Below are 12691 nucleotides of genomic sequence, written 5' to 3'. Positions count from 1 at the left end.
TCGCAACCCAAAGCACAGGCACGGTTAACATAGACTGCAGCCAGACCCTTTCACGGCTACAATAGCCGCCCCTGGCACTACAGCAGATGAAAGCGCGGATATATAAGGAAAGATGACCGATATACAGCCCCTGACTCCACCAAAGTTTCTCAACAGCAATGACCGGCAATTCTGGGGGCAGCTGCATGGCGCAGCGGCCGCGCTCGCCGTATTAAACGCAGCTCGCAACAGCAAATCCCCGACACTGCTGATCACTGGAGATAGCCTTGAGGCGCACCGATTAGAGGTGCAATTGAAATTTTTTAACAAACCTCAGCGAGATGACGGCCCGGAACAGCCACTTGAGATCTTTCATTTCCCTGACTGGGAGATACTTCCCTACGATACTTTCTCACCCCACCAGGACATCATTTCCGACCGCCTTGCCACCCTTTATCGAATGCCCAAAATGGGCAGCGGCATTGTGATAGTGCCGGTAAGTACCCTGATGCACCGCCTACCCCCGTGCGACTATGTTGCCGGCAACGCCCTGATCCTGAGCGAGGGGCAACAATTTGATATCGACATCCAGCGGCGCTTATTGGAGCAGGCGGGCTATCACTGCGTGGACACCGTTTATGAGCATGGTGAATTTGCCGTGCGCGGCTCCTTAATGGATATATTTCCCATGGGCAGCCCGCTGCCCTATCGCATCGATTTGTTTGACGATGAAATCGAATCCTTGCGTACTTTTGACCCAGAAACCCAGCGCACTGTGGACAAAGTGGAAACGATTCATCTGCTCCCCGCGCGGGAATTTCCCATGCACAAAGCCGGACTTTCCGGCTTCCTGCAGAACTGGCATGAGCAATTCCAGGCCGACCCCAGCCTGGTACCTATCTACCAGGATATCAGCGCGGGCATAGCCCCAGCGGGTATTGAATACTACCTGCCGCTATTCTTCGATAATAAATGCGCGAACCTCTTCGACTACCTTCCCGAGAACAGCCAAGCATTCATTCAGGGGGATATCCAAGCAGCAATAGAAAGCTTCTGGCGTGAGGTCAGCAATCGCTATGAGAGCCGCTGCGGCGACCTGACTCGCCCTATACTACAACCCCGTCAGATCCTGCTCGATGTGGATGAATTCAACGGTGCCCTCAAGTCCATGCCGAGAGCCATTTTCTCCACCGATACTCTGCCGAATAGTCAGGGCAACTACAATTTTGCCACCCTGGTACCGCCGACCCTACCCGTAGATGGTAAAGCTGAACAACCCATGGCAGCTCTGGAAAGCTACCTGATGGAATGCTCTGGGCGGGTGCTTTTCTGCGCGGAAAGTGGCGGGCGCCGTGAGGCATTGCTGGAACTCCTCAAAGGCATTCGCCTGGCTCCCCCAGCCTTTGCCAGCTGGGAGGCGTTCCTGCACAGCGATGAAGCCATCGGCATCACCGTCGCCCCCTTGACCAAGGGCTGCTACTTACTGACCCCTCCATTAATTTAATCGCTGAACCGCAGCTATTCGGCGAACGGGTACTACAGCAGCGTCGCCGCAAGAAAGCTAAGGACGACGCAGACAATGCAGTTAAAAACCTGGCGGAACTGCGTATAGGCGCCCCGGTAGTACATATTGATCATGGCGTGGGTCGCTATCGCGGCTTGCAACACCTGGAGATCGACGGCCAACCCGCTGAATTCCTAACCTTGGAGTATGCCAATGAGGCCAGGCTCTATGTGCCCGTAGCCAGCCTGCATCTGATCAGCCGCTACTCTGGCGCTGATGAAGCCCTGGCTCCATTACACAAAATGGGCAGTGAACAGTGGCAGAAAGCCAAGCGCAAAGCCGCTGAAAAAGTGCGCGATGCCGCCGCCGAACTCCTGGATATTTACGCTCGCCGGGAGGCACGTGTCGGCCATGCCTTTGCCGATCCCAAGCTGGCTTACCGAGAGTTCTCTGCGGCCTTCCCTTTCGAGGAAACGCCAGACCAGCAGCAGGCCATTGAATCCGTGATTGGCGATATGCTGTCGAAGAAACCCATGGACCGATTGGTCTGTGGCGACGTGGGCTTTGGCAAAACCGAAGTCGCCATGCGTGCGGCATTTGTCGCCGCTCATGCAGGCAAGCAAGTGGCCATGCTGGTACCAACGACCCTACTCGCTCAGCAGCATTTTCAATCTTTCCAGGACCGATTTGCAGACTGGCCTATCAATATTGAAGTGATCTCACGCTTCCGATCAGGCAAGGAAGTGGACAGCGTGAAAGAAAAAGTAGCCAGTGGCAAAGTGGACATCCTGGTCGGCACCCATAAGCTGCTACAGAGTGACCTGGACTTTAAAAATCTGGGACTGCTGATTATTGATGAAGAACACCGCTTTGGCGTACGCCAGAAAGAACGCCTCAAGAGTTTGCGTGCAGAAGTCGATATTCTCAACCTGACTGCCACACCAATTCCTCGCACTTTAAATATGGCAATGGCCGGTATTCGCGACCTCTCGGTGATTGCCACTCCTCCGGCGCGCCGCCTATCGGTAAAGACCTTTGTACGTGAGCGCGATGACGCCCTGGTAAAGGAGGCCATACTCCGGGAAATTCTGCGTGGTGGTCAGGTATATTTCCTGCACAACGAAGTCAAGAGCATCGAGCGTATTGCCCGGGAACTGCAAGAGCTGATTCCTGAAGCGCGTATCGGTATTGGCCACGGGCAAATGCGCGAGCGCGAGCTGGAACAGGTCATGAGTGACTTCTACCACAAACGCTTTAACGTGCTGGTGTGTACCACCATAATTGAGACCGGTATCGACGTCCCCACCGCCAATACCATCCTGATTGAGCGCGCAGATAAGTTCGGGCTGGCTCAGCTTCATCAGCTGCGCGGCCGAGTAGGACGCTCCCACCACCAGGCCTACGCTTACCTGTTGACACCCAACAAGCGCTCCATGACCAGCGATGCTGTAAAGCGACTGGAAGCAATCAGTGAAGCCCAGGATCTGGGGGCAGGCTTTACTCTGGCCACTCACGATCTGGAAATTCGCGGTGCCGGTGAGCTACTTGGCGAAGAACAGAGCGGGCAGATCCAAAGTGTAGGCTTCAACCTGTATATGGAGATGCTCGACCGAGCAGTAAAGGCAATTCGCGAGGGGCGCACACCCAATATCGATGAACCTCTGGAGTCTCCTGCGGTTGATGTCAATCTGCGAGTGCCGGCACTCATCCCTGAAGACTACCTACCCGATGTGCACGGCCGCCTGATGATGTACAAGCGCATTGCCAACGCTGTCGATCGCCAACAACTCAAGGAGCTGCAAGTAGAGATGATAGATCGTTTTGGCCTGCTGCCGGAGTCGGTAAAGCACCTGTTCCGCACCACTGAAATCAAACTGAAGGCGGATAAAATGGGCATTCGCAAGCTGGAAGCCTCTGCCGCCCGCGGCAGAATAGAGTTTGCTGACACAACCCAGGTAGACCCTCTCACCCTGGTAAAGCTGGTTCAAACCCAACCTGGCCGCTATCAATTGGCAGGCGCCAACCAACTAAACTTCAGCCTTGATGAGGAAGGTCCAGATCGCAAGCTGCAGGAAATCAATGAAGTTTTGGAGCGGCTAGCGCAATGATAATATCTCGCAGCCAGTGAGGTGATCGATCGACACCAGCAATTCCTGCTGCCAAAATTACCGACACCAAAAACTGGCTTCGGCCGCTCCTCCAGGCACCGACCATAGAAAGATGAAAAGTGGTAACTCCATGACCGTGAAAAGGATAACTCGCCTCTGCTCCACCCTAGCCCTGGCGCTCGCTGCTGCAGGCACGCAAGCCGCCAACTATGCAGGGAACACTTTCGAAATCGAGATGATCATTTTCGAGCGCCCCCAAGGCATGGCGCAGACTAGTGAAAACTGGCCAGCAAATCCACGCCTGGAGTACCCTTCCAACTGGGTGGACTTCGAGACCCGCCAGGAAAACCCACAACCGACCCCCTCTCCAGAAGCGGTATCTCTAACAGAACTGGCCGGGGAAGAAGTCAGCACCGATGAGCCGTTGGGATTTGAGCCGCTGGAAACCAATGGCGATAAGGTAGAGTCAGGAAGTCACTCCAGTTTACTCCTCTCGCCCACAGCAACCCTACTGGGCAACAAGGCTACTGCCCTTGCAAGAGGTGGTGACCGGATTCTGTTTCACAAGGCATGGCGCCAAATATTGAAGCAAAAGCGAAACTCCCCCGCCATTCTGATCGACGGCGGCGACACCTTCCAAGGCCACAGCCAACTGGGAGGCTCGATCACCCTGAGCGTCTCCCGCTATCTCCACATCAGCACAGACCTCTGGCTAAATGATTTTTCCACCCCAGCTTCCGTTGATGGCGTATTGTTGCCACAACGACCAAGGGTCGCCGTCGAAGCTCCACTGGAAATAAAAAGCAGGGCACAGTCTGAAGAAAACTATAAGAGCGTTGCGCTACAGGATGTCCCAAATTCCTTGTCAGACTATGAACCTGTAACGCTAAGCGAGCCCCAGCTGGAAACTGAGCATATGGTTTATGCCGCTCACACTGCCCGCTTGCAACATGAACGCCGCTTACGTAGCGGACAATTACACTATATCGACCACCCCGCCTTCGGTATTCTGATTGAAGTCCGCACCGTAGCTAAACCGACAGAAGAAGATATAAAAGCAAGCAATACCATAGAGAATAATATTTCGAATACTGGAAACTGACTAATAAAACCTTAAGCTAGCCAACTTATCCCCCACAACAATGGGGGGTATTACTTTAATCCTTTACCTCGCCAATCTACACTCCCCAAGATACAACCAAATTTAAAGTCAGTTAATAAATTTCGAATTAAGTACATTGCATGCAAAAAGACTAAAGAATAATTTTTTATAAACTAAATACAGAAATCAGCTCTTATAACAAACCACTTTTTTCAACATACGCTTAATTATCAATTTTCTTTCCTTACATCCTTTTGATTGGACAATACATTTTCACTAACCGCAGAATTTTGGGGCACAATTGGGAAAGAAGCCTATAACATTAAACAGGTTTCAAATTGATTAATTCTAAAAATTAATGAGAGGTTAATTCAATTGGATTAAGCGAGAGAATAAAACGAGAATCAAAATATACTGGCGGCGGGCATTTAGACCGTAGCAATATCAACAGTCACAAAATAGCCAACCTCTTAACCTACGGAAAAAAGGAACCAATCCAATGAAGGAAACGGAATAGAAAAGCGGACCTTTCAGCCCACTTTTCCAGAGGCGCTGGCAGAGCTGGCAGCAGGTATCTGCACAACCCTACACGACAACAGTTCTTTCAACGAGCGATCCGTAAATCACTCACAGGGAACAACATCTTCCGCCAGCAGTCCTTTGTCACCTTGTTGCATTTCGAACTCTACCGCCTGCCCCTCGTTAAGGGTTTTATAACCCTCGCCGCGAATGCTGCGATAATGAACAAAAATGTCTTCAGTTCCTTCTCCACAGGTGATGAAGCCATAACCCCGTGCGTTATTAAACCACTTCACAGTACCTGTAACGCGATCACTCATTGAGAAAACCTCATTATTGTTATTGCGCCTACCTCAATTACCTCAATACTACTTTCGGCAAGAGGGGCAAACGCCACCCCATTGTTAACAGACTGCTTCATGCAGAATGCTATCTTGCTTAATCCTTTAGGTAGGTACCCAAAGGACGTACCCTGATTCTTAGATAAAACAGCGCCAGTGTCTAGGTTTCTATGTGAAATAAATACTACGTTTTTACCAGTATGGGTAATTAACCGTCAAAATATCACTTAGAGACCATATATAAACTAATCATTTGTACCTTATTGCACTCCCTATACTCAACTGTCTAACGCGGCCTCACGGGCTAATGAAGGAATATCGGCAATATGAATAGTCGAAGTCGGAAACGCACAGGAGGCACCGTGTTTTTCGACAATTTTTAGGATAGTTAACAGAACGTCCTGTTTGATTTCGTGATATCTCACCCAATCTGTTGTTCTGGTAAAGGTATATATAAAGAAATCCAACGACGATGCAGCAAAACTATTGAAATTGACTATAAGGGTTCGATTAGAGTCAATTTCAGGATGCTGCTGTAACATTTCTTTAACATCCGCCACTATTGAAGCCATTGAATGGGCATCTTCATAACGGATGCCGATGGTCTCAAAGATCCTGCGATTGAGCATTCGCGAGGGGTTCTCCACAGAAATCTGAGTGAAGATGCTATTGGGAACATACACAGGGCGCATATCAAAGGTGCGGATGCGTGTCAGGCGCCAGCCAATATCCTCAACGGTACCCTCAATTTCCTTATCAGGAGAGCGTATCCAGTCGCCCACGGCAAATGGGCGATCCAAGTAAATCATCAGCCCGCCAAAGAAGTTGGCCAACAGGTCCTTGGCTGCAAAACCCACTGCCAACCCACCAATGCCGCCAAACGCTAACACGCCACTGACGCTATAGCCAAGAAACTGCATGATGACTATGCCGGCAGTGATAGCGATGGAGGCCCGCACCAACTTTCCGATTGCCCGCACTGTAGTGGCATCCATCGGCTTGCCAATATAGCGAGGGTTACACAGGTTGTGCTCAGCGCTATGGGAAAATCGCCAGGCAAACCAGGATAAAACCAGGATAAGCCCTATCTCCCGTATTGGTTCAGCCAGAGAGAAAATCTCAGCCCCGGTAGCCTGCCCTGCCCGCTGCGCGGCAACAGTCAATCCCACAAGCCAAACAAGCACTGGTCCAGGTGGTGACATGGCCCCAACAAGAGCATCATCCCACGGATTAACCGTCTTCTCGGCTCTTGCCGCTAATCGCTGTACAAAGCGCCCAAAGGCCCAGGCTCCCAAAGCTGAAGCCAGCACAATAAGGAAAACCCATACTATCCAAACCCGGTTCTCACCGAGCCAAGACATTAGAATGCTATCTACGGATTCCACGAATACCCCCTCCGCTCATCTAAATCTGAGCTCGACAATCTTTTTGATACTCCCAGATAATTTGGGCGGGCATCAAAATTTCGAGCCCTTAATGCATTATCGACGCCAACCAGCCACGGGTTCTATGCCAACGCGCACTCTTTTCAAGTTCCGACCAGGATGTTATCAAGGGCCTGCCACGCATAGCTTTCAAACGCTCGCTGGATTCTCTCTGAGGTATGTAATCCTGCAGGGCGGCCAGCGCCTCCAAGGCGCCGTCTCGGTTGTTACAAATAACCCCCATATCACATCCCGCCTCCAGCGCTGCACGAACTCTCCCTCCATAACCGCCTGCAGCACCAGCCCCTCCATCGACAGGTCGTCACTAAAGATAACACCGCCAAAACCCAATCGCCCTCGCAAGATGTCTTGTAGCCAGTAACGGGAAAATCCGACCGGCTGACTGTCAATATTCACGAAACGAATATGTGCTGGCATTATTGCATCCAATTGAGAGGAGGCGATGCAGTCCACAAAAGGTAAGGCATCGGACTCCATTACCTGCTCCAGTGAACGCTTGTCTTCAGGAAGCTCTACATGGCTATCTTCTAGTACATGGCCATGACCAGGGAAATGCTTACCCGTTGTCGCCATGCCTGCTTCGTGCATTCCTCGCATAAATGGACGTGCGAATAGCTCCAAACGCTTGGGATCTGCACAAAAGCTGCGGTCGCCGATCACTCGGCTGTGTTGATCATCAGCATCCAATACCGGGGCGAAGCTGAAGTCCACCCCTACCGCCAACAATTCAGTGGCCAATAGCCAACCCACGTCCTGCAACTGCTCCTCGCTGGCCTTCGCTGCCAATACTTGCATAGATGGCAAACGGGTAAACTCGCAACGAAAGCGTTGAACCCTGCCCCCCTCCTGATCAACAGCTACTAAAATCTCAGGGCGTACAGCTCTAATATCCGCTATCAAGCCTTGCAGCTGCGCGCGATCCCGGTAATTACGTGCGAAGAAAATCAACCCGCCAACAAGGGGATGACGCAGAAGCTCGCAGTCCGCATCGGTAAGCTCTAATCCCTCAATATCAACCATGACCGGTCCCAAGGGTGCAGACATATTCTATTCCTCTGTTATCAGCCAATAAGAGCCACTTAAAACTAGATAGCCTCCACCTTCAACATTGCAGAGGCCGCCGGAACCAACCGCTCAAGGGTCTCCGGCAGGCTGCTCTGTGCACCAAAATCCTCTCTCAGGATAGCTTCTATGGCATCGTAACTCGACAGGGTGAAGATCGTAGCCCCCAGCATAAAGTACAGGCGCCAATAAAAGGTTACAGGGTCCACACCCGGTAAGGCCTCAGCCAACAAGCCTGCAAAACGGCGATAACTATCCCCGTATCGAGACACTATAAAGCGACGTAAGTGCCCCTGGAACTGCGTATAGGCCAGCCCCAATAGGCGCATAAAACGCTGTGGATCGAGCCCTCTGTCACTCAAACCACCGAGGCCCACTCGATAGAGGCTCTCTAATAATCCCTCCACGTGCAGCTCTTGGCCGGTGGCGATACGACGATCTAACTCGGCCTCAAGGTCTTCGGTAAAGGGGGTCAAGAATCGCTCAAAAACCGCCTGGATCAACTCTTTCTTTGAACCAAAGTGATAGTTAACCGCAGCCAGGTTAACCCCTGCAGTACTCGTAATTGTGCGCAGGGAAGTCTCAGTAAAACCACGTTCTGCAAACAGGGCCTCGGCTGCATCCAGAATGCGGCTGACAGTATCCGTCTGGCTCATATCTCTCAAACCATCATTTAAAACAGTTGTTTAACTCTGGCCAGAGTAGCACATTCCATTGCTCAGCCAACGGCACTCATCTCCTTCATCAGCTGGAAGCGGTTACAGTGCTTCACCCTAAGTCACATTACACAGGTATATAGAGGACGGCTCGGAAAAATATCGGAGGGCTTCTCGATTCATCCTATAGAGCAAAAAAGCCAGATCTGAGATTTTGATTTGCTGGAAGCACAAATACGGAGGTGCCTTCGCCTGTGACACCAGGCCCCAAATATATTCACTTTTCCTTGCCTTGAACCAACTGGGCTTCGGCAAGCCTCTTTAAGGCCACCCTGTCAATTTTTCCTGTTGGATTAATTGGCATATCCGCCAGAATTTCGACTACCTCCGGAGCCTTGTATCCAATACGTTTTTTTGCAAAACGAATAACTTCACTGACACTTGGCATAGGTACATTTTTTTCAAGGTGATAAAAGCCCAAACGCTCTCCCCGTGCGTGTCATCACGAATACCGATTACGCCTGCTAGATTTACAGACGGATGCTCCATGAGAGCTTCCTCTACTTCCTGAGGCGATATATTTGAGCCATCGTGGACAATAATTTGCTTCTTTCGACCGCGAAACCAAAAACAACCATCAGAGTCGACACGCATAACATCGCCCGTATCAAACCAACCATCAGATAACACCTCCCTATTTGCCTGGGGGTTTTTCCAGTAGCCAGTCATAACTGGCGACCCACGGAGCCAGAGATTGCCATCAACATTAGGTGCCACTTCCTGGCCTTTCTCATCGCGCAGGCTAGCAACGTAGCCTGGAGCAACAGTACCTACAGATCCAGCTTTATCTGGTGAGAGCGATTGATTGAAAAGGCAGTCGGGAGCTTCTGTCAGTCCATATCCTTCCTGGATCATATGGCCGGTTTTGTTGGTAAATTCTTTAGCAATATTTACTGGAAATTTGTCTCCGCCTGTGAAGCACACTCGAAGAGATTCAAAATCTTCACGCCTGGCTCCCGGATTGCGTTCCATTGCAATAAATACTGCCGGAACCATAACCAAAATAGTTGGCCGGCTACTCCGCAATATCGACAGAATTTCCTCACCATCAAAACTTTGTGGAATAACTGTCTTCGCACCCACGGATAGAGCTGCCAGGGCCGTTGAAAGCGACCCGACATGTGCGATTGAACCTCCAGGCAGAACGATATCGTCCCGAGTTAACTTCAGGGCAGCAACGAAACCAGCTACGATAGAACCAAAGGATAGCAAGCTGTGCACAACGGCTTTTGGCTTGCCAGTACTTCCAGATGTAAAAAATAAAAATGCAGGATCACTGATACTGGATACAGGAATTTCAGCAGGCTGCCCACCGGCATTGATTAGACCTTCATAACTTCTTGTATCTTCGAACACACCACCAAAGTAAAGAAACCCTTTTTTTAATTTACCAATAAATTTACTATCCTGGATATCCTCACTCCGCTCTGCACCTATAATTAGCGCAACTGCGCCACTCTTTTCAAGAGCGTAGTCAATCTCCAGAGTTGTGTACCTGTAGTTTAGCGGGACAACCACCAGCCCCACTTTCAAGCATGCGAGATAAAAAACGAGCATTTCACCCCGGTTAGGCATCAGGGTTGCGACCCGATCACTTTTGTGTAATCCCATTGTGATCAACCCCTTGGCCAGAGCATCAATATCCTTCTGCAACCCCCTCCAAGTCCATTCTCGACTTCCTGAAACTAATGCCTTTGTATCCGGCCTGCTATTCAGGGGCAGAGATAGCAGATCCCCCAAGTTCACAGGCCTCGACAATCGGGGGCCGAAAATTGGCACAATTCAATCTCCAAAAAAATAACCTTAAATAATCTAAGAAGCTGGAAGGAACTGAATAAAGAATAGACTCTATGGAAGTTCCAACGCTTTAAGAACTAACTTTGAGCAATGAAAGAATTTGAATTATTGCAACTTCAACGAAAAGGCTACCGGGACCTTGCCTAAAGCAGCTACCATTTTTAGCAATAAAAACGCAAAGAGGGTTTATCTCTTATCAAGAAAATTTGAATTGAGCTGACTAGACTACAAAACCCATTAAATCACTGGCCAACTCATTGTGGAGCTTTCAGTATCAGATGTTGGCATTTATAGAGTCGCGTTTGATCAGTCCCTGGTCCGCATATATTTCATAATCAGGTCCGCTGTCTCTTCGACGGTATCCACGATATGAAATAAATCCAGGTCACTGGCATCAATACAATTTCGTTCAAGTACTGTATCTACCAACCAATTGTAGAGTCCTGCCCAATAGCGCTTACCCACAAGCACGATGGGGAAGCGACGGACCTTTTGTGTCTGCACCAATGTCAGCGCTTCAAACAGTTCATCCAGCGTTCCGTAGCCACCAGGCAAGCCCACAAAGCCTACTGCGTGCTTAACAAACATAAATTTACGAACAAAGAAATAACGAAAATTTAAACTGATATCCTGGTATGGATTCGCCGCCTGCTCGAAAGGCAGCTCTATGTTTAACCCAATGGAGGTGCCTGGCTGATCGAAGGCTCCTCTATTACAGGCTTCCATAAGGCCGGGCCCTCCACCTGTAATCACGGGCACCCCCTCCGCAGCCAACAGCTCTCCCAGCTTTACCCCCTGTTGATATTCAGGGCTATCCTCGGTAAACCTCGCCCCTCCAAAAACTGTTACTGCTCCACTGAGCGCTACCAGGCGCTCTATTCCATCAACCAACTCGGACTGAATTCGCAGAACCCGCCATGCCTCTGGCATTTTCACATCTAACATTATTTTTTTCCCTCGTTGTCAGATCTTTCAACGATTACTCTCATTACTTGTTTTCATAAACAATGTAGCAGCTTATGAAGAGGCGGGTGTTAGGATTGCGTGAAGCTTAATTCTGTATATAATCCCAGCAACTGTATATAAATACAGAAAAGCTAGGTAAATCTATGACCAATCTCACCGCACGCCAGGCTCAGGTATTAGAGCTCATCAAAGCCTATCTCGATGATACTGGCTACCCTCCCACTCGAGCGGAAATCGCTCAGGAACTGGGGTTCCGCTCACCAAATGCAGCAGAAGAGCACCTGAAAGCACTGGCGCGAAAAGGGGCCATTGAGATGGTTGCCGGCGCCTCACGTGGAATTCGTATCCCCGATCACCAGTCGGGGCTTCCCATTATCGGGCGTGTAGCCGCAGGCAACCCAATTCTTGCTACAGAGCATATTGAGGATTACTGCGACCTTCCTGCCAGCTTCTTTCACCCCCTGCAGACTTCCTATTGCGGGTTCATGGAATGAGTATGCGCGATGCGGGGATTCTGGATGGGGATTTGCTTGCAGTACAGAAAACTGAGCAAGTCAGGAATGGACAGATTGTCGTAGCGAGAATTGACGAGGAAGTAACTGTTAAGCGTTTCCGCCGTAAAGGTAATCAAGCGACTGTTCAACTGCTGCCAGAGAATGAAGACTTTGAAACTATCCAGGTGGATATGCGGGATAAGAACTTTGTGATCGAAGGCTTGGCAGTAGGCGTCATTCGTCAAACACCATAACCTGTATTTATCTCAAAGCTAAAACAACAACAGCGGCCAATGGCCGCTGTTGAATCATATCTCTGTTAACCATTCAATCAATGGATAGTATGGCTAACCGGCATCGACTCATCTTCTTCTTCAAAGTAACCAGGCTCCAGATCATCCAAATTCTGTACAGTTTCTATACCTGCTTCCAGCATTGCACGCGCAACAGCCACTTTGTGTTTTCTCAGGAATTGTAGACTCTCAGCTGAGAAATGAATACTCACCAGAGGGTCCTCCTTGTGACCAGCACGACGCAATGCCACATCGCCATTGGCCAGCTCAATAATTTCGAAAGTTTCGGAGGACATTCGCTTTTCCTTCACTGCACATCAGTTTGCGCACAGTGTACCACAGGCAAATTAGAAGTATCAGGGGCC

Annotated in this window: 8 protein-coding genes and 2 pseudogenes; 3 read left to right on the top strand and 7 right to left on the bottom strand. The window is 50.0% G+C overall.

Features of this window, described 5'->3' with window-relative positions; translation table 11 throughout:
• Positions 1–112 precede the first annotated feature (112 nt).
• Together mfd and P3339_RS09925 are read left to right on the top strand one after the other, a co-directional pair.
• Positions 113–3591 (top strand): annotated as a pseudogene (mfd, locus tag P3339_RS09930) (transcription-repair coupling factor).
• 130 nt (positions 3592–3721) lie between these two features.
• Complete coding sequence (locus tag P3339_RS09925; RefSeq protein ID WP_169337107.1) at positions 3722–4693, top strand: CsiV family protein; 972 nt, start codon at positions 3722–3724, stop codon at positions 4691–4693.
• Between the two features lie 623 nt (positions 4694–5316).
• Here P3339_RS09925 and P3339_RS09920 read toward each other — a convergent pair.
• From P3339_RS09920 to P3339_RS09895, 6 genes are all read right to left on the bottom strand, one after another.
• Entirely contained in the window at positions 5317–5532 is a 216-nt protein-coding gene (locus tag P3339_RS09920) for a cold-shock protein (RefSeq protein WP_020413094.1), read from the bottom strand.
• Between the two features lie 299 nt (positions 5533–5831).
• The gene (locus P3339_RS09915; RefSeq protein ID WP_020413095.1) at positions 5832–6914 is read right to left on the bottom strand and encodes a mechanosensitive ion channel family protein; all 1083 of its coding nucleotides are present in this window, start codon (positions 6912–6914) and stop codon (positions 5832–5834) included.
• Positions 6915–7127: 213 nt separating this feature from the next.
• A complete protein-coding gene (nagZ, locus tag P3339_RS09910) occupies positions 7128–8042 on the bottom strand; it encodes a beta-N-acetylhexosaminidase (RefSeq protein ID WP_282953263.1) in 915 nt (304 codons plus the stop codon).
• A gap of 41 nt (positions 8043–8083) precedes the next feature.
• Complete coding sequence (locus tag P3339_RS09905; RefSeq protein ID WP_020413097.1) at positions 8084–8716, bottom strand: TetR/AcrR family transcriptional regulator; 633 nt, start codon at positions 8714–8716, stop codon at positions 8084–8086.
• A gap of 381 nt (positions 8717–9097) precedes the next feature.
• Positions 9098–10522, bottom strand: a complete 1425-nt coding sequence (locus P3339_RS09900; RefSeq protein ID WP_282953575.1) for a class I adenylate-forming enzyme family protein — start codon at positions 10520–10522, stop codon at positions 9098–9100.
• Between the two features lie 357 nt (positions 10523–10879).
• Positions 10880–11518 (bottom strand): LOG family protein, encoded by a 639-nt coding sequence (locus tag P3339_RS09895; RefSeq protein ID WP_020413099.1) that lies wholly within the window; start codon positions 11516–11518, stop codon positions 10880–10882.
• Between the two features lie 164 nt (positions 11519–11682).
• Here P3339_RS09895 and lexA point away from each other — a divergent pair.
• Positions 11683–12287: pseudogene (gene lexA, locus P3339_RS09890) on the top strand (transcriptional repressor LexA).
• Positions 12288–12364: 77 nt separating this feature from the next.
• Here the strand turns inward: lexA and P3339_RS09885 are convergent.
• Entirely contained in the window at positions 12365–12622 is a 258-nt protein-coding gene (locus P3339_RS09885) for a hypothetical protein (protein WP_282953262.1), read from the bottom strand.
• Positions 12623–12691 lie beyond the last annotated feature (69 nt).

Origin of the sequence: Microbulbifer sp. MLAF003 (assembly GCF_030012965.1) — a bacterium.
GTDB classification, from domain to species: Bacteria; Pseudomonadota; Gammaproteobacteria; order Pseudomonadales; family Cellvibrionaceae; genus Microbulbifer; species Microbulbifer variabilis.
This window is presented reverse-complemented; position numbering and strand designations above follow the sequence as displayed.